The organism is Virgibacillus halodenitrificans, from assembly GCF_001878675.1.
GTDB classification, from domain to species: Bacteria; Bacillota; Bacilli; order Bacillales; family Amphibacillaceae; genus Virgibacillus_Q; species Virgibacillus_Q halodenitrificans.
Genome location: NZ_CP017962.1, coordinates 1,360,335 through 1,377,914, shown reverse-complemented (window position 1 = coordinate 1,377,914; position 17,580 = coordinate 1,360,335). Strand labels below are relative to the sequence as shown.

General features: G+C 36.1%; 17 protein-coding genes and 1 pseudogene. 5 read left to right on the top strand and 13 right to left on the bottom strand.

Annotated features, from left to right (window positions below; translation table 11 throughout):
- Positions 1-6: 6 nt before the first annotated feature.
- From BME96_RS07260 to BME96_RS07225, 8 genes are all read right to left on the bottom strand, one after another.
- Positions 7-1,434, bottom strand: a complete 1,428-nt coding sequence (locus BME96_RS07260) for a spore germination protein (protein WP_060679142.1) — start codon at positions 1,432-1,434, stop codon at positions 7-9.
- Entirely contained in the window at positions 1,431-2,504 is a 1,074-nt protein-coding gene (locus tag BME96_RS07255) for a GerAB/ArcD/ProY family transporter (protein WP_019378926.1), read from the bottom strand. Before BME96_RS07255 ends, BME96_RS07260 begins: the two co-directional genes overlap by 4 nt.
- Positions 2,505-2,629: 125 nt before the next feature.
- The gene (locus BME96_RS07250; protein ID WP_060679141.1) at positions 2,630-4,120 is read right to left on the bottom strand and encodes a PH domain-containing protein; all 1,491 of its coding nucleotides are present in this window, start codon (positions 4,118-4,120) and stop codon (positions 2,630-2,632) included.
- On the bottom strand, positions 4,117-4,623 hold the full coding sequence (locus tag BME96_RS07245; protein ID WP_019378928.1) for a PH domain-containing protein: 507 nt from the start codon (positions 4,621-4,623) through the stop codon (positions 4,117-4,119). Before BME96_RS07245 ends, BME96_RS07250 begins: the two co-directional genes overlap by 4 nt.
- Before the next feature lie 637 nt (positions 4,624-5,260).
- Positions 5,261-6,754 carry a peptide MFS transporter gene (locus BME96_RS07240; protein ID WP_019378929.1) on the bottom strand — a complete coding sequence of 498 codons (1,494 nt, stop codon included), beginning with the start codon at positions 6,752-6,754 and terminating at the stop codon, positions 5,261-5,263.
- A 147-nt stretch (positions 6,755-6,901) separates the two neighbouring features.
- Positions 6,902-7,504 carry a Dph6-related ATP pyrophosphatase gene (locus tag BME96_RS07235; protein ID WP_060679137.1) on the bottom strand — a complete coding sequence of 201 codons (603 nt, stop codon included), beginning with the start codon at positions 7,502-7,504 and terminating at the stop codon, positions 6,902-6,904.
- A 78-nt stretch (positions 7,505-7,582) separates the two neighbouring features.
- Positions 7,583-7,831, bottom strand: a complete 249-nt coding sequence (locus BME96_RS07230) for a stage VI sporulation protein F (protein ID WP_019378931.1) — start codon at positions 7,829-7,831, stop codon at positions 7,583-7,585.
- 103 nt (positions 7,832-7,934) lie between these two features.
- Positions 7,935-8,165 (bottom strand): YppG family protein, encoded by a 231-nt coding sequence (locus BME96_RS07225; protein WP_071648766.1) that lies wholly within the window; start codon positions 8,163-8,165, stop codon positions 7,935-7,937.
- A gap of 358 nt (positions 8,166-8,523) precedes the next feature.
- On the opposite strand from BME96_RS07225, the gene BME96_RS07220 reads away from it, so the two are divergent.
- Positions 8,524-9,300 (top strand): DUF2268 domain-containing putative Zn-dependent protease, encoded by a 777-nt coding sequence (locus tag BME96_RS07220; RefSeq protein WP_071648765.1) that lies wholly within the window; start codon positions 8,524-8,526, stop codon positions 9,298-9,300.
- Positions 9,301-9,467: 167 nt separating this feature from the next.
- Here BME96_RS07220 and BME96_RS07215 read toward each other — a convergent pair whose 3' ends face one another.
- The gene (locus BME96_RS07215; RefSeq protein WP_019378934.1) at positions 9,468-9,749 is read right to left on the bottom strand and encodes a hypothetical protein; all 282 of its coding nucleotides are present in this window, start codon (positions 9,747-9,749) and stop codon (positions 9,468-9,470) included.
- Between the two features lie 196 nt (positions 9,750-9,945).
- Between BME96_RS07215 and BME96_RS07210 the strand changes: the two genes are divergently transcribed.
- Both BME96_RS07210 and BME96_RS20170 read left to right on the top strand, forming a co-directional pair.
- Complete coding sequence (locus tag BME96_RS07210) at positions 9,946-10,050, top strand: YjcZ family sporulation protein (protein WP_019378935.1); 105 nt, start codon at positions 9,946-9,948, stop codon at positions 10,048-10,050.
- A gap of 84 nt (positions 10,051-10,134) precedes the next feature.
- Positions 10,135-10,218: pseudogene (locus tag BME96_RS20170) on the top strand (YjcZ family sporulation protein); the annotation flags it as partial.
- Positions 10,219-10,296: 78 nt separating this feature from the next.
- Here BME96_RS20170 and BME96_RS07200 read toward each other — a convergent pair.
- Complete coding sequence (locus BME96_RS07200) at positions 10,297-12,987, bottom strand: UPF0182 family membrane protein (RefSeq protein WP_231478710.1); 2,691 nt, start codon at positions 12,985-12,987, stop codon at positions 10,297-10,299.
- A 228-nt stretch (positions 12,988-13,215) separates the two neighbouring features.
- Between BME96_RS07200 and BME96_RS07195 the strand changes: the two genes are divergently transcribed.
- Together BME96_RS07195 and BME96_RS07190 are read left to right on the top strand one after the other, a co-directional pair.
- On the top strand, positions 13,216-13,449 hold the full coding sequence (locus BME96_RS07195; RefSeq protein WP_060679129.1) for a TM2 domain-containing protein: 234 nt from the start codon (positions 13,216-13,218) through the stop codon (positions 13,447-13,449).
- Positions 13,450-13,535: 86 nt separating this feature from the next.
- Complete coding sequence (locus tag BME96_RS07190) at positions 13,536-14,528, top strand: sodium:calcium antiporter (protein WP_331279809.1); 993 nt, start codon at positions 13,536-13,538, stop codon at positions 14,526-14,528.
- A gap of 102 nt (positions 14,529-14,630) precedes the next feature.
- Here BME96_RS07190 and BME96_RS07185 read toward each other — a convergent pair whose 3' ends face one another.
- From BME96_RS07185 to sspO, 3 genes are all read right to left on the bottom strand, one after another.
- A complete protein-coding gene (locus BME96_RS07185) occupies positions 14,631-15,869 on the bottom strand; it encodes a metal-dependent hydrolase family protein (protein ID WP_071648762.1) in 1,239 nt (412 codons plus the stop codon).
- A 15-nt stretch (positions 15,870-15,884) separates the two neighbouring features.
- The gene (locus BME96_RS07180) at positions 15,885-17,048 is read right to left on the bottom strand and encodes a hypothetical protein (RefSeq protein WP_071648761.1); all 1,164 of its coding nucleotides are present in this window, start codon (positions 17,046-17,048) and stop codon (positions 15,885-15,887) included.
- A gap of 336 nt (positions 17,049-17,384) precedes the next feature.
- A complete protein-coding gene (gene sspO / locus BME96_RS07175) occupies positions 17,385-17,540 on the bottom strand; it encodes a small acid-soluble spore protein O (protein WP_019378942.1) in 156 nt (51 codons plus the stop codon).
- Positions 17,541-17,580: the final 40 nt, after the last annotated feature.

Below are 17,580 nucleotides of genomic sequence, written 5' to 3'. Positions count from 1 at the left end.
CATACCTCATTTCTTATTATGAAGAGTATTTGGCTTTCTTTTTCTTAACAATGTAAAGAAGATTGAAGAATTAATTTTTTTCCAGTTAATCTCAGTAATTGGCTGTACATAAGATATACCGAATGACTCCAGTCTACACAAATAGACTAAAATACTTATTAATCCAAGAATAAAACCATAAACCCCTAAAATAGCTGATGTTAGAATTAGATAAACGCGCAGTATACTCACACTAGCTACGAGCGATTGGTTTACTAATGTATAGGTGGAAACAACAGAAACAGCAATTACTACAATTAAAGTTGGGGAAGCTAAGCCGGCTCTAATAACCGCATCACCAATAATTAAACCTCCAACCACTGTAATCGTTTGCCCAATAGGCTTAGGCATTTGAATACCTGCTTCTCGTAAAATTTCAAACAGTACCAGGATGAAAATAAATTCTAAAGCAAACGGTAACGGCATTCCTTGCCTGGATTCCACTATTGTGGCCAATAAATTAAGAGGAAGTTGATCTATGTTAACTGAAGTGATGCTTACCCAAAATCCCGGCAAAAAGATTGCCGCAAATAGCCCCATAACTCTAAATATCTTTTGAAATATAATTATTTGAAAGGAATAGTGAATATCTTCTGGTGAATTTAATAATTCGAGCAAATTAACTGGCCCAATTAACACTAAGGGTGAGCCGTCCACGATAAGTATAAACTTTCCTTTTAATAAAGACTCGACAACAAAATCCGGACGGGCTATATAGTCAAATAAAGGAAATAGGGAAAATGTACGGTCAGACAACCATTGCTCCAACTGCCCACTACTTATAATACTGTCTACTTGTATTTTTTTGAGACGGTGATCTATTTCTTTAATAACTTTAGAGTTAGCCCTATTCTTCAAATAAAGCAAAGATACCTTCGTCTTACTTATACTCCCTAATTCAAATGCCTGATTATACAGTTCTTTTGATTTTAATCGTTTTCGAATTAATGAAACATTTACATTAACTTCTTCAGTAAAGCCATCTCGCGGGCCTTTAATCGATATTTCTGAGGTGGATTCCTCTGGCTCTCTTTTAGGTATCTTTGAAATATTAACTGTATAAAAGAATGTATCTCCATCTTTATATAAAATTAATAAACCAGAGAACAAGCTCTCAATCATTTCATCCAATGAAGTCAGAGAGGAAATAGGCGGTAAGTTTTTACTGGCTTTCTCCAATTTATTGTCTAAAATAGCTTGCTCAACAGCTTCCGAAAACTCATTAAGCTGCGTAGAATCAATCATACCTTCTGCATAGTACATCGAAACCTTTCCTTCAACCGTTTGAACATCAGCATAATTAACAAAAAACCGCTGAAGATCTGCTGATTTTAAGCGGCCTTTGGTCAGGGCTTGATTAAGCTTAGTTAAACTGGTTATTTTTTGGTTGCTCATGAGCTAGTTCCTCCTCTTTTAAAGTAGCTTGCTATTAGAAGAAAAACAGTGATAAAGATTGCGAAGATGAACGAATAGAAATAAAAATATCTCTCCATAATTGTCTGTAAATACACATCAGCATTTGGATGCATCATAATAATTAAAATGAAGATAGAATAAGCTCCAATTAGAATCCGCCTAAATTTTAGAGAAGGATTCTCCCAGATACTCCACAATAGATAAATGCTTAACGCCATGCGAATGATCGAACCAGCCAGTAATTGAAAAACAGCTAGAAAATCAACATGTGAAATGGTCTCACCAATACTAACCAATCGCCATTGTTCAAAAGCAGGAAAACGCATTTCCGATGCAATTTCCGGACCAAAAGCTGCGATTGCGCCAGTGGTTGGTCCTATAACAAGAATGATTAGAGTAGTTATTATCACAAAAAAATCCAATGAAGAATATTCCTTTTTCATCTGGTTTTGAATGAGAAATAAAAACAAAATGTCCGCATTCGCTCCAACAACCATAATAGCGCCTTTAAAAATCGGTTCCATCCCATTTGTAAAAATAGGGAATAATAAGGAATAGTCCTTTTCCGCCATTGTTGATAAAGCTACAAACAACCCGAGTATGATAACCAGTGGAGATAGTATTAGAGCCAAGTAAACAAGCGTTTTAAGATTTTTATAAGCAATACACACAGATAATAGAAGGAAGGCCAAGCCTGTAAAAAGAATTGGGGTTCTTGGTAAAAAATATATTTGTATAGTGTTTACCAAATCATTAAATGTTATTAAGCTAGTGATTACTATGTAAAAAGAAAATAAAGATAAGAGTGTATAAGTGATAACCCTCCCCATTTTCTTTTGTGACCATACGAGCAAAGAGTTTCTGTTCATTTTTTTCAATATAAACTTTAAAATAATTCCCCAGACTAACAGAAAAAAGTATGCAATTAATGAGGCGATCCAAGCATCTCTATTTGAAACACTAATTAAATGCGGCAATAAGATGACATGATTAGAAATTCCAACATACAATATAATTAAAAAGAATAATTGAAACCGAGAGAATTTCATATAGAGCCTCCAATAAGACTAAAATTCTCTACATAGTATTTTCTAATACCAAATGTTTATTCAAAAAGTTTCAAAATCAAAATAAAAAAGCTACCAACGATTGGCAGCTTTTTTATTTACTTAAATTATTCATGCTCTACTTCTTTTTCTCTTTCCATATACCAAGAATAAAATAGTGTAGAAAAATTTACCGGAACATCAGTAAGGGTGTTATGATAAACTGGTTTAGCTCTATTTACAGTAGTGACAGTAGCGAGACCTAAAAACTGTTGAATTAAATTACTAGAAACCCCAACTTCGATAATTTTATCTCTCCGTGACAAAAATGTGGTAGTTGTAAATCCACCTTTTCTGAACTGAATAAATCGCCCTTTGACTAAATATCCTGTGTGATAATAATCCAATATCCTCCCAAATACAATAAGCGTCAATAATAGAATGGAAAGAATTAACCAGGTCATTTCCATCTGAAAGAAAACAGGATGAAAGTAAAATAACGCACCAGTTGCCATTACCCAAAACCAGCTCGGTTTTAACAATCGAATACCTAGCGATTTTTTAGGCAGAGAGTACAAATGCGAAGCTACTTCGTATGTTGGCAACAGTTCTGTAATCAGATCATACGCTCTATTTAATGGTAGGAAGGGATATAATGTATTCACTTCGAGTTCTTCCCCACCACTGAAACTTCCTGAACTTGTAAGTTTCACTTCAGCAAGACCAAGCAACCGCTTCATAAATGATTGTGTTACTTCCACAGCCTGCACTCTACTTTTTAGAATGGAAAATTCTGTGGTTTCCATAACTCCTTTTTTTATGTAGATCCTCTCACCATCAGAAGAAATTTCATATTTACCGTATTTTAAAAACGTCCAGGCCATGCCGATTAATAGGGATAGACAGCCAAATACAAGCACAAGAACTACAATCATCCACCAAGCATCCAAAAGATATGACAAATATCCTTCTGCTCTCTTTTCCAAATCAAGTACTTGATTTATTTTAGAATAGATAGAGCCTAATATAGGAATTAAGACCAAAAAACTTAACGAAGTAAAGGATGCTTTTACAATATCCTTTCTTACAGGCTGAAAATGAACTGTTTTCCTGCTGTCCAGATCACTCCTTCCATTAGAATCTAATTCTTCGAATGAAATGGTGCTTCCTGTCCCCTCACCTTTTTCAGCAATATACTCTTCAAGCTGGTCAGCAGCTGTCCGCTTTATTACAGAAAATTTAACACTTGAATCCTCAGCGGTACCTGTCTCGAAGTGTATGGAAGTTACGTTAAACAGACGGTGAAACAGGGAAGTGTGACGATTTACATTTTGAATTTTGGAAAAGGGGATAGTCTGCTTTGTTTTTTTAAATATACCGTGAAATAGATTAAAAGAAGTTTCATTTACCGTGTATTTATTGGTATACCATTTTATAAAAATAGTAATGAATGTAATTCCAATAAAAATCCAAAAAACTATCCTTGCATAATATATAAAGGTAGAATCAGAGCTAAAATTTAAAATATATAGATAAAAAATAGCAAAAAATGAATTTTTCGCAGTCTTCCACATATCGAATACAATCGTTAATGGGTGATAACGATTCAACTCTTTCATTCCTCTGCCTCCTTCACTTTTGCAAAGATGGCAATTTGGTTTCTTACTTCGATGGCTGTTTTCTCAGGAATACCTGGAATAGTGTGAGAAGTCCCCATTGTCATGATTTCGATAGAAAATAACCCATACTTTCTCAGTAGTGGGCCTTGTTTTGTAGAGACAGCCTGAATTTTCGCCATGGGGATAAGTTGATGTTGTTCAAGAATAGCACCTGATTTTAATTGCAAAAATGCTTCATTCAAATCATAACGCCAATTTTTATGTAAATAATAAGGTCTAATAATTACTGACCAAACAGAATAAACGAAAGTAAGCAATAAGAATACTATAAGAATCCAGCCAATCCATGCTGGCCAAGCAAAATAATAGTCTAAATAAAGCAGAACAGCTAGCAGGAGTAATCCTATCCCATCTTCAATTGCAGCACTCATCCTCCATACCTTCACAATTGAATTTTCCAGCTTTCTTGTTGGTAGTGGAGGGCCTTTTGTTTCTGTGTTCATAATTTCACCTCTATGTTGTGATCATGTTTTAATACGAATTATACCTCCAAAAAGTTTCAAAGAGAAGAACAATTAAAATGGATCCACTGCAAATTTTGTTGTACAAACGTATTTTCTTCATTCACAGTTGGAGTAAACTGCGACGTAACTTTATTGATGAAAAGCTCAGTGAAATATTTGAGGAGAATTGCCCCATTGATTTCCGTTGCATGCGGACGCTTTCCGCCGGCATGGCTTCAGCCGCTTCCTCCGCTACGCTCCGTCCAGGGTCTTCAGCTCATGCTATTCCGGCAGGAGTCGCCACATTCCACTCCAATCAATTTGTACACAGCACATTCTGGGTGTATGCGAACGCAATTTTTTCGTAGATATAATAGGAAATAGTAGCGAAGGGGAAATATGGAGACTCCTGCGGGAGGAGAGGCCTCGATGAGATCCCCGAACGCGTAGCGTGAGGAAGCTCATCAGCCGCCCGCGGAAAGCGGAATATTTCCCCGTAGCGGTAATTTACGCAGCCTCTATATTCTTAGTTACGTCGCAGTTTATCTATTTTCCGAATCATTGAATAACCCCAATATATATTAGAACAATTAAAATAAACACCACTTTTAAATAAAAGCGGTGTTTATTCTGAGTTTTAACGTACGCCTCGCATGTATTTTTGAATTAATGGGGCAAATGCGTACAAGATAATACCAAGCAAGATAGAAAATCCACCGATTACACCGAAATAAATAATTTCAGTGGCTGGGTCATAAAATTTCACAATTTGAGCATTGATTGCTTGTGCAGATGCATTTGATAAGAACCACAAACTCATTGTTTGAGCAGAAAAAGCAGCTGGTGCGAGTTTTGTTGTGGCTGATAAACCAACCGGTGATAAACAAAGCTCACCTAATACAACAATAAGAAAGCTTAATACTAACCAAATTGGACTTACCAAAGAATCTGTTCCATGCATAAATGACGGAATAATCATGATGAGGAAAGACAAGCCTGCAAAAAATAATCCAAAAGAGAATTTTTTGGTTGTTGATGGCTGACGATCTCCTAATTTAACCCATAGCCCTGCAAACATTGGTGCCAGAGCAATAATAAATAGTGGATTTAAGGATTGGAACCAAGATGATTGTATTTCAATCCCTAGAAATTCAAGTTGTGTCCGCTTATCAGCATACTCTGCCAAAATAATGGACCCCTGTTCCTGAATAGCCCAAAACATCATGGCTGCTATAAATAAGGGTATATAAGCTATTAAGCGTGATTTTTCGTCTGCATTAGTTTTCGGACTGCGGTACATAACAATAAAGTAAGTAGCAGGAATCAGGATCCCAAGTATACTTATTAAATAGGTAAACCGGTTAATTGTTAAAATACCTGTTGGAATTGTGATTACAGCTAATAGTGCAATAATAGCTGCCCCTATACCAAAACGACTATATACTTTTTTCTTTTCGTCTGCTTCTAAGGGATTAGGCACATACGTACCGGCAAGCCCTAAATTTTTCTTCTTAGTAATTATGAATACAATTAAACCCAAGAACATACCTACAGCTGCGGTACCAAAACCTAAGTGGTAGTTATATTCCTGACCAAGTGTCCCCACTACAAACGGAGCAATAAATGCCCCCATGTTGATTCCCATATAAAAAATACTAAATCCTGAATCACGACGGTTATCCTCTGGAGCATACATGTCACCAACCATATTGGATACATTCGGTTTTAGTAAACCTGTACCAACAATAATAAGCAACATGGAAATAAAGAAAGCTGTTAAACCAGCAGGAAGTGCAAGAACAATATGGCCGGCCATAATTAATGCGCCACCATAAAAGACTGTTCGTTGGGTTCCGAGCAAACGGTCAGCAATCCACCCCCCTATAATACCTGACATATATACAAGTGAACCATAGATCGCCATGATGGACCTTGCTGTTTCATCTTCTATTCCTAAACCACCATAAGCTACCTCATTGTACATATAGAATAGTAATAAGGCACGCATTCCATAGTAAGAAAACCGTTCCCAAAACTCAGTAAAGAACAAGGTAAACAAACCTTTAGGTTGTCCAAAAAAACCTTGTTGAGGAACACTTCTGACAATTTCCTTTTTATCATGCGTATTCATGTTGTTGTCATCCTCTCCGTTAATAACGCAATTGTCTGAAAATATTTTTGCTAACAGAACTATTTTAGACAAATTGAATACCTACGTCAATAAATTAAGTATTCAAAAGGATGAAAATTTAAATTAGTCATTGAAAATGAGAGAAAGTTAATACAATGAATATGTAAAGTTTGGTCCATCGTATACGCGTGTATGATACTCGCCTGATTCTCCTAATGGGCAAACACTCTGCAGTTGCGTGATATCTTTGATAAACAGTTCATCAATTGATCTGCCTACCCATGCTTTAGGTAATTGGTTATTCACTTTTATAATTTCTGCCTTAAAACCTAGTCTAACAAAATCCTTGAGGAGTTCTTTGGCTTGATTTTCATCTCTCCATAGGGGATAAAACGCCTCCAAACCAGCCTTTTCAGCAATACCTTCTCCCCATATGCGGTGGCCCTCAAGGTAAATGTCACCGTAAGCTATTCCATCCAAACCGTATTTATCTTTGACCTCACTTAATTTAAGAACAAATTTTTCTTCATATGTTGAAAAATCAGTCTCAATGGTATGCAATGGAAGCGCTAGAGCATCTGCCTGCTTCCGAATTTGTTCTATATGTTCATTGTGCGCAAAAGTTTTCATTTCCTCTGTCCAAACGGTTGTCAATAGGCATTCGACTTTTACATTCTTTTTTTGTAAATAATATAGTGCCAAACAACTATCCTTTCCACCACTGAAAGATAAAGCAACTTTGTGTTCCATATATATCCTCCTTCAATAAAATACGATGTTATCTCAACAATAACATCGTATCTATTAACAAGCTATTGATTATTAACTTTATTTCTTTAGCATTTTAGAAATAGTAGAAGCATCTACTTTATTCTTTCCATTTACTAATGTGTTAACAATCATATCTTCTGTTTGCTTACTCACCTTTTTATTTGCTAATTTACCTAATTGCCTGACCAATTTACGAATACTTTTCTCATCCTGCAGATCAGAATTGCTTAGTGATTTGGCAAGATTTTGTATATCATTTCCCTTAACACCAGTTTTTTTCTCTACTTGCTTGATAATATCGTCCATCAAACGCACCTCCCTACTGTTTACACCTTATAATATGAAGGGAATGACACAGCGGGTAGGCTTACGCAAGTGTTTTCAATAATTTGGTTTTCTATCCAGCAATTTATTTACCTATTTTTGTAATGAATTTACTTATCATCGGACTTACTTGACCGTATAGACTATGCATTTGTTGCGCAGTACCAGTAATTTTATTCAAGTCAAATCCTCCTTCGCTTGTGCGAAAGGCATCAAGTAAATTTTGCTTAGATTGCGTTTTAGGTACTTGTCGAGGACGTTGAAACATAAAAGGATTCTCTCTTGGCATTGGCCTTCTTGGTTTTCTTGGGAACATATATAATTCACCCCCCCTTTTCATCTTGTATATAGTTTATTCTTTACCCATAAAAACGAAAGGGTGTATGACCATTTGAATGAAAGTGACCTTGAAACCCTTTCTTCATCCTTTGCATAATTTATAATATAGAACAAAATGAAGGCGCCTTTGAATAAGGAAGACAGGCTAACACCAACCGATCCTCTGGCAGCATCTATCTGTTCTGGATCTGGAGTTGCATTCAAAGGTCAACAGATACTACCTGAGCTTCATAATCGCTACCAGGAAGTTCTGTCCGCCTAAACTGGTCGTTGGAATCCCTTTATAAGGATATGAAAAAGGTAAAATTTATCTTATAAAAAGTAGAGGTGTTTTTATGGGAGTAGTTAAGACAGATAAATGGTTGCTTGATACTCATGAAGAACCAGTTATCCTTTGCGAAAAACTAACAGATTTGTTTACCAACGTAAGTGCTGAAGACATTTACCATCACCTTTCAGCCTACGGAATGTATACACCACCACTCCCCGATGGTGAGGAACTTATAAAAAAATTACAGAAAAAAGAAGTATGGCAAACAATTCAACATGAATATAAAAAATTACAAAGTGAATGGAATGGCCCTGAGGTTCCCATATTTATTTTTCCATCCGATCCGAAGAACCGACGATTAAAAGATGATCATAACGGAAAAGCAGGTTTGACCTTTAAAGATAAGTTATTTCTATTTGTATCAGGGAATAATACAGAGAAGGAACTTCAAGCATTATTAACCCATGAATATAATCATGTTTGCCGGTTATCCAAAGTAGATAGGAAGGAAAAAGATTTTACGCTTTTAGATACCATTATTCTTGAAGGTTTAGCTGAAAATGCTGTTCGTGAACGTTTAGGAGAAGAAAATATAGCTAATTGGACTACCTATTACTCTGAATTGCGGCTTCAAAAACTGTGGGAAAATCTGATATTTCCAAAGAAAAATATGAAAAGAACGCATTCAAGTTATTATTCTACCTTATATGGCGGGGCATTCCATCCAAAGATGGCGGGGTATTGTGTTGGATATCAATTAGTGAAAAAATATGCAGACAATAAGAAAACTACTACCAAGGAAATGCTCGATCTCCCTTCAGAAGCTTTCATTCCCTCTTAAGCGTAATAACGCAATTATCTTGCAAGTAAGGAAGCAAGATAAACTCGTCCCATCATAAGGCAAAGATTTGCCTAACCCGGTTTTAATTTCAAGTTTCTTAGGCAATAAGATAGCTGTCGAGGTCCTCGACAGCTATAACATAGAAGTACACTAAATAAGTTATTTCCTCACCAAAGGAAGAAAGGTAGTAAGGCCAGTGTACCGATTGCACCCAAAGCGAGTCCGTACCCAAATCCTGGACGATATCCAAAACCATATCCCCAGCCGGGCCCATAAAATCCAAGCCCAAAACCACCTAGATCTCTTCTACCGCCGAGTGGTTCCAGGTAAACTCGTCGCCGGTCTACATGTCTAATTACTCCACGATGAACCTCACCTCGATGGGTTCTTATTTCCACCGCTTTGCCTTTATAACGTTGACAAAGATTATGATAATGTTGAACAGACATATTTTCACCTCCAACATGCTTAGGACATTATATGTAACTAAAAAAGAATCGTATGGGACATATGCGTTAGGGGAATTGCGGAATTTGTTAAGAAAATCATTTACTATATTTTTTTGTGAAATTGGGATAATGTCCATAACATCGTGAAGTTCTTTACATAAGATACAATGTAAGCAGATATGGAGGTGGTTTACGAATGAGTGGTTCATATGGTGGCTACGGCGGAGGATTCGCCTTAATTGTTGTGCTGTTTATTCTGTTAATAATTGTAGGCGCATCTTATGTAGGATACGGATACTAAAAAATAAAAGGAGGAAGTTATATGTTTGGTAATTATGGATGTGGCTGTGGCGGATACGGCTATGGAGCACCTGTAGGAGGATACGGCGGCTATGGAGCCGGAGGCGGTTTCGCCTTAATTGTAGTATTGTTTATCCTTCTGATTATTGTAGGTGCTGCTTGGTTCTAATATTCAAACCAATAAAAAAGGTGTTCTCCCTTCATGGAGAACACCTTTTTTTATTTGAATGCTGAAACTTTCCTTTTTTTATTCAACTTCATTTAGTCGGCTCTCAATTTCTTTCATGATCTTGCCGGCTTCTTCCCAGTTACCTTCTGATAACTCCGTTTGATAGTTCTCAAAGAGCTCAGAGAATTCGCGGAGCTTTTCATCCGCGTCTGTTATTGGTGAGGATTGGTCCTCGGTGTCATCTGGGTCTGTTGTATCTTCGGATCCTTGTTCGCTTTCCGGATTAATCAGGGCAAGCATTTTATCCAACGAAGCGTCAAAGGTTTCTTCCATTACAATATGATCCTCATAGGCGATAACAACTCTTTTTACTTCTGGAAGTGATGTTTCGTTAGAGGACTCTATATAAATTGGTTCTACATACATAACGGTATCTTCAATAGGAATAGCTAATAGGTTTCCTCTAATTACCTTAGAACCACCCTGAGACCACAGATTAAGCTGCTGTGAAATGGTGCTATCCTGGTTAATCCGATTTTCAATTTGTTGCGGACCATATATGTTTTTTTGCTTAGGGAAACGATAAACAAAAATTTCACCATAATTCTCTCCGTCATTTCTTACCCCCATCCAAGAGATCATATTCTGACGTTTTTTCGGGGTGTAGGGCATCATAAGAATAAATTCCTCTTCATCGTATTCCGGAAGCTTCATCGTAATGTAATATGGCTCCATTTCTATGTCTTCATTGAAATATTTTTCTGTTGGAAACTGCCAAAAGTCTTCCCTGTTATAGAAAACTTCTAAGTTAGTCATATGATATGTTCCATACTTTGCTGCTTGAATAGAGAATAGTTTTTCAGGATAACGGAAATGTTTTTTTACATCTTCCGGAATTTCTTTAGTAAACAGCTCTGGGAACATATTTTCATATGTCTGTAATAATGGGTCATCTGGATTTACAATATAATAATTGACTTCACCGCTATATGCATCAATCGTTACTTTTACAGAATTACGAATGTAATTTTTGTTCTTCTCGTAGTTTTCTGCGTACGGGTAATTATCAGTTGTTAAATAAGCATCAATCATCCACGCCAGAGTACCATCCTCACGAACGAAAATATACGGATCTTCGTCATATTCAAAGAAAGGAGCAATTCTATTAACTCTGTCCATGATATTTCTGGTTTCCAACAATTGGCTATCGCTTGTTATTTGATCTGAGACAAGCATACGCATAGATCCTTCGCTCAAAGTAAACAACAGTCGGTTTACACCAGACAATTGAATGCCTAAATCCGCTTCGTATCGATTAGCAACATTCTCATCCCCGGAAGGATAGTCAAATTCATCAACTTTTGAATTAACAATCACATTTTCATATTTTTCTTCCCCAAAATAAATTTGTGGTCGACTTATATCAAGTACACCTTCAGGAGGGAGATTTTTCATCATATATTTCGGCTGGCCTTGTTGGGTAACTTGATTAACATGGCTCATTGCCATGCCATAACCATGCGTGTATCTCAGCTTTCGGTTCACCCAGGTCTTCGCCTGTGAAGGAAGATCTCCAGTGCTTAATTCTCTTGCACCAATAAATACTTGTTCATATTCTCCATCGATTTCATATCTGTCAATATCAATATTATTAAATTGATAATACGTACGGAAAGTTTGTAATTGATTGTACACATCCAAAATGGGTCTTGAATCATTTATTCGGACGTTTTCTATCGTTTTTTGATTTCTTTCAATCATCTTTTCATCAAGAGAATCATTACCAGGATGTTCCTTTTCCTTAATTTGATCGAGATCATATGCAGCTCTTGTATATTCAAGATTATGCTTTAAATAAGGCTTTTCTTTAGAAAACTCATTAGGAGAAACAATAAAGTTTTGTACAACCACAGATGCTAATTGTCCTCCTATTACTAAAATCACATACACAATGACAGGAAGCAGCATGGATGAAAGCTTCTTTCTATTAAGAGCTATAATCATCCAAATACTTCCAATTACAGCTACAGCCGCTAATGCATATGATACTGGAATATTTATAATTTTATCTGTATAGCTTATGCCATGAACAACGCTTTCTTGGAAAATATTCACTTGATTTGTCAGCAGCGACTCATATGGTGTAAGTAAGTGCATTCCAGCCAATAGTAAACCAATGAAGCCAAGCGTTGTAGCTAAATGGATCTGAGCTGACCGACTCATACGGTATAAATTAAAAACGGAATATGCGCCAATTTCCAGTAATAAAAAGAAAATAGCAATGCCAAGCAAGATATTAATGACAAACTTTACAAAAGGAAGTATAAACATATAAAAAGATATGTCTAAGTTAAAAAAAGGATCTGTCTCTCCAAAAGAGGCATAGTTTAATAGTTTTAATGCTGGTTCCCAGCCAACACCCTGAACAATCGAACTGCCGAATGCTCCTATTAAAACTGCTATACCAGCTATAATCAGTCTGCTCATTTTTTTGTTTGTTAGAACAGGGGCCAGTTGATGTGCATCAAAATGCCCTGTGTATGTATTTCTAATCCAAGATAAAGTAAAATAGGTTAAAATAAAGTATAGAATGAAACCTACTGCACCGAGTATTACTTTACTGCTTAGAATCGTTGTATAGATACTTTCAAACCCCAAAGAATCCATCCATATATAATCTGTAAACCAACGGTAGGAGAACAAACCGATTAGAGCAATTACAAATAAAGCACCGAGTATTTTGCCCAATCGAGTACCTACCTTTCCCATTCGATTCGTTCTCAGTTTCTCTTTAAAATTCAATGATAAACCCCCTAGTATTTAAAACTATTAACTCTTATACGTAAAAGAGACGTAAAAGTTTCAGTTATTCATATAGACAAGTACACATGCTGAGGAATTCCAGATCACTTGACTATTCATTAATAGGATAACATAATTGATACATTATTAGCTTAACTATATTGATATAAAACTTTTCTACAAGGAGGGGAATAAATGCCTCAAAAAAGTTATGCTTTAGCATATATTTTATGGTTCTTCTTTGGACAAATCGGTGTACATCGCTTTTACACAGGAAGAATAGGCTCCGGCATTGTACAATTGTTAATCGGGTTGATTGGCTGGGCTACAACATGGCTATTGATTGGCTGGCTGCCACTTGCTTTTCTTTGGCTCTGGTTATTTGTAGACATATTTTTAATCCCCGGCATGTGTCGAAATCCGCGCTAAATACGCTTGTTAGTGCTGCTATGAAAAAGATGTTTACTTGGCCATCAAACAGAGAATAGGAATAGGGACTCTATTGATGGGAGTGGATCATCATAACACTTACACTAGGTTTAATCTTTGTAATAGCAGCTTTCATATCTGCTTACTCAGCTATCAAGCTATCTACATATGCAGATAAAATAAGCAGGGAAACAAAGCTTGGCGGAATGATGGCAGGCACCATACTATTGGCAGTAGCAACCTCCCTGCCAGAGTTAACTGTATCTATTTCAGCCAGTATAATTGGCAATGTTAATATTGCTGTTGGTAATGGGTTTGGTAGTATCCTTTTTAATTTCTTCGCACTATTTGGCTTGGATTTAATTTTCCGAAAAAAACAGTTGTTTTTACATGGAGCCAAACACCATGTTTCAACAGGTTACCTTGCACTTCTTCTTTCTATTATTACGATGTTCGGGCTATTTACCAATGATTCTTTTTCAATATTCCATATCGGTTTGGCAAGTTTGTTAATTGTTGCTGCATATGTAATTGGCCTAATTTTTATTTCAGTCATACAAAAAAAGGAAGAGAATAATGAAATAGCTGATCAAACAACCACTTCCGTAAAAGGAATCAGCAAAACATTGATCAAATTTTTCCTATTCTCCATTGTTATTTTAGTGTCTGGAAGCGCATTGTCTCTTTCTGGTGATCGATTGGCTGCTGAAACTGGGCTTAGTGCAACATTTATCGGCAGTATTTTAGTTGCTATGGCTTCCTCCATCCCCGATACGTTAAGTGTTTTTACTGCTTTAAAATTAGCTAACATTAACATGGCTGTTGGGACAATTCTGGGAAGCAATTTATTTAACATTTTAGTAATCGCTATTTCAGATCCATTTTATCAAAATGGATCATTGTGGAAACAAGCAAATGACCAGCTCATTATACTTTCCGTTATTGGCTTTCTCTTAACCATTGTCACGATGCTTGTAACAAAGCGAAATGTGACAAGGAATCCAATTACGTATATGATTCCTTCTTTAACTGTGGTCATAAGTTACCTAGGGGTTGTTGTATATATAGTATTAGGCTAACTACTTGCTAAATTCTAAAATAAAATGCATCGGTTTCATGTCCGATGCATTTTATTAATTGTAGCGATAAACATAGATCAACCTTCATATATATTTTTCTTTTTACAATATGTTTTTCTCTATCTGGCCATTCTTTACAACAACTTTTACAGTATCATTATTTGCTAAGGAATAAATATCCTCTAATGGATTTTTTCCAACAATAATAATATCTGCCAATTTTCCTTCTTCAATTGTTCCCAATTCATTTTGCCATCCCAAGCATTCTGAAGCTGTTTTTGTTGATGCAACAATTGCTTCTATTGGCGTCATGCCAGCTTCAGTCATTAGTCCAAGTTCCCTTAAATTCGTACCGTGTTTCATAACACCAGCATCAGTTCCCATTGCAATCTTCACTCCGGCTTTATAAGCTTTTGCAATACTCGCTTTGTGTTGTTCAATTACTTCTTTAGACTTCTGAACAGCAGTAGCCGGCATACCTGTTTCTTCTGCAGTTTCCAAAACAGCTACAGGGGCAAGCAATGTCGGAACCAAATAAGTACCGTTTTCTTTCATCAATTCAATAGCTTCGTCATCTAGAAAAATTCCATGTTCTATCGAATGAATTCCTGCTTTCACCGCATTTTTAATTCCTTCAGCACCTTGAGCATGGGCCATTACCTTAACCCCTTTGCGGAATTGGCCTTCTTCAACAATCGCTTTTAATTCCTCTAACGAGAATTGAGTAAACTCAGGATGATCTGTCGCACTTAGTACTCCACCAGTAGCATGTACCTTAATAACTTCCGCTCCCGCACGCAGCATTTCCCGTGCTTTTTTCCTTACTTCTTCTACCCCATCACATTTACCATTCGGCATACCAGGGTAATCTGATGGTAGAATATCCATTGTATTACCGGATACAGTATATCCATCTCCATGCCCTCCAGTAATTGTTAGTGCATTAATACTTAGCTGGAGACGTGGGCCTGAAATAAGTCCATCTTCTACAGCTTTCTTCACACCTAGATCCGTTCCTAGTGCATCCCGTACAGAAGTTATTCCTGCATGAAGAGTTGTTTTTAAATATTTTGCTGCTTGATAATACATGAACGAAAAAGGAGTAGCCAATCGATCAGCAATTGGTGAGAATTCCATCATCATATGTACATGTGTATCGATTAAGCCAGGTAGAATCGCACCTCCTTGAGCATCAATAATTTGTTCCTCTCCAGTTAAAGAGTAATTTGCTTCTTGACCAACATAGATAATTTTATTTTCATCTATGACAACTACCAAACCATCTACTGGGGTTCCACCATTTCCATCGATAAGTAATCCATTTTTAATAATTTTCTTCATTCAAGACTCCTCCTCTTATAATGTTTGTACTAATACACCTGCAATTACTACGGAGGCTACCGTAACCGTTGCAAACCCTCCAATTAGCATAGGGGCCAAAAGTTCATTAAATATGATTTTTTCTTCTTTTTCGTTTCTTGCAACACTTCTACTTACTTCTTCACAAAGTATATAATCTCCCGGAAAGCCGAATAATGCAGTTAAAGCTACTGGCATACCTTTATACGGATGCCACTTAACAATTTTTGCCGTTATGAATCCACCTAAACAAATACCAAAAGTCCCCAGCACTAAAATGGTTAGAATGCTAGGTAAATTACTAATTACTTGTTGCGGAGTAACGTCTGCCATAGTTCCAATAACGACAAAAATAATTCCTAACATTGTGATTGTAAATGAATTTGCTTTCTCTAATGAACGATTTTCAAAAAAACCAAGCTTTAACCCAATAATTCCTATTACTAAACACCACAAACTATAGTGTATTGGTGTAACTTCTCCTAGAGAAACTCCAATTGCTGCACCAACAAAAACAAAGAATAATTTTAATGTAGTACTTTTTTTCCATGCAGACTCTTTTACAGCTGATTTTTCTGTATCTGCACTAGTTCCATCTGTTGCAACAAATACTCCATCATCTAACTGATTTTGTATCTTTATTGCATATCTTCGCATGAAATTAAGAGCGATAGGCATACCAAGCACACCTTGAAAAGCAACGATTAGTGCTGGAATTACTACAAGGGCAGACTGGCCAATTTCCGCCAACTTCTCTGAAGTAATAATCAAAGCAATAATCCCTCCACTAAGTGGGCCCATTCCTGCTACAGCTGTTGGATAATTAAATAATAGCGTTATCGTTGGTAATACTATAATAGCAGCTCCCACGATTCCACCTAATGCAATAAAAACCGCCTTCAGTTGACTTTTCAACATAGAAAATGGAATTAATGTTCCCATATGAACAATAGCCGGCCCGATTAAAATAGCCCCTAAAGCAGCAAAGGTTGATTTTTCCAGGATATCTGCTGGAAAAATACCCGTCCATGTCATAAGCAAAAAACCTAACATTGCAGTTAATAACATCGGGATCCTTGCTCTGGAAATAATGGATATCCATTCTCCAAGTGCGATTAATGAAAATACAAGTACAGTAGCTATAAGTGGATTACTAAGCATAAAGATCCCTCCTCTAAAAATAATATTTTAAAATATAACACCGTTTCTTTAGATTGTCCATATGTTATCAGACTATTTTTTCTAGATAGAAAAGTCTTATTTACAAAATACTTCCAATTATAAAAACGTGATATTGATAATGATTGCTTACAGATAAATAATGTATTCGATTACATTTCTATTGATAGATGAATGAAAAAATATAAAATTTGTGCAAAAAAAATTTATATTTTTTTATAAGCTCGCTTGTTAATTGAATAATTTTAAAGAGTAACTTCAAATAATTAACAAAAGCCATAATGGAATTACCTTCCATCATGACTTAAGATATGCTCGTTATTGACGTTTTTTTGTTTTTTTATTATGTTGTCTTTCCATTTCAGTTAATGGCTCATTGGCAAATTCATGATCCATTTTTTTGGTAAGTCTCTTAGCAATTGGCTGGTCACTACTATATGGTGTACTTGTCAATTTCTTTTTGTTTTTACTCATTTCTACACCTCCTCATCTTAGTATGTAAAAATGATAAAAA

What these genes read in the sequence shown, in the direction of transcription:
- BME96_RS07210 (WP_019378935.1), top strand. Translation starts at nt 9,946, where the DNA reads ATGAGTGGTTCATATGGTGGCTACGGCGGAGGATTCGCCTTAATTGTT.
- BME96_RS07255 (WP_019378926.1), bottom strand. Translation starts at nt 2,504, where the DNA reads ATGAAATTCTCTCGGTTTCAATTATTCTTTTTAATTATATTGTATGTT.
- BME96_RS07225 (WP_071648766.1), bottom strand. Translation starts at nt 8,165, where the DNA reads ATGTTCCCAAGAAAACCAAGAAGGCCAATGCCAAGAGAGAATCCTTTT.
- BME96_RS07185 (WP_071648762.1), bottom strand. Translation starts at nt 15,869, where the DNA reads ATGAAGAAAATTATTAAAAATGGATTACTTATCGATGGAAATGGTGGA.
- BME96_RS07230 (WP_019378931.1), bottom strand. Translation starts at nt 7,831, where the DNA reads ATGGACGATATTATCAAGCAAGTAGAGAAAAAAACTGGTGTTAAGGGA.
- BME96_RS07260 (WP_060679142.1), bottom strand. Translation starts at nt 1,434, where the DNA reads ATGAGCAACCAAAAAATAACCAGTTTAACTAAGCTTAATCAAGCCCTG.
- BME96_RS07240 (WP_019378929.1), bottom strand. Translation starts at nt 6,754, where the DNA reads ATGAATACGCATGATAAAAAGGAAATTGTCAGAAGTGTTCCTCAACAA.
- BME96_RS07180 (WP_071648761.1), bottom strand. Translation starts at nt 17,048, where the DNA reads ATGCTTAGTAATCCACTTATAGCTACTGTACTTGTATTTTCATTAATC.
- BME96_RS07215 (WP_019378934.1), bottom strand. Translation starts at nt 9,749, where the DNA reads ATGTCTGTTCAACATTATCATAATCTTTGTCAACGTTATAAAGGCAAA.
- BME96_RS07235 (WP_060679137.1), bottom strand. Translation starts at nt 7,504, where the DNA reads ATGGAACACAAAGTTGCTTTATCTTTCAGTGGTGGAAAGGATAGTTGT.
- BME96_RS07200 (WP_231478710.1), bottom strand. Translation starts at nt 12,987, where the DNA reads ATGGGAAAGGTAGGTACTCGATTGGGCAAAATACTCGGTGCTTTATTT.
- sspO (WP_019378942.1), bottom strand. Translation starts at nt 17,540, where the DNA reads ATGAGTAAAAACAAAAAGAAATTGACAAGTACACCATATAGTAGTGAC.
- BME96_RS07195 (WP_060679129.1), top strand. Translation starts at nt 13,216, where the DNA reads ATGCCTCAAAAAAGTTATGCTTTAGCATATATTTTATGGTTCTTCTTT.
- BME96_RS07220 (WP_071648765.1), top strand. Translation starts at nt 8,524, where the DNA reads ATGGGAGTAGTTAAGACAGATAAATGGTTGCTTGATACTCATGAAGAA.
- BME96_RS07245 (WP_019378928.1), bottom strand. Translation starts at nt 4,623, where the DNA reads ATGAACACAGAAACAAAAGGCCCTCCACTACCAACAAGAAAGCTGGAA.
- BME96_RS07250 (WP_060679141.1), bottom strand. Translation starts at nt 4,120, where the DNA reads ATGAAAGAGTTGAATCGTTATCACCCATTAACGATTGTATTCGATATG.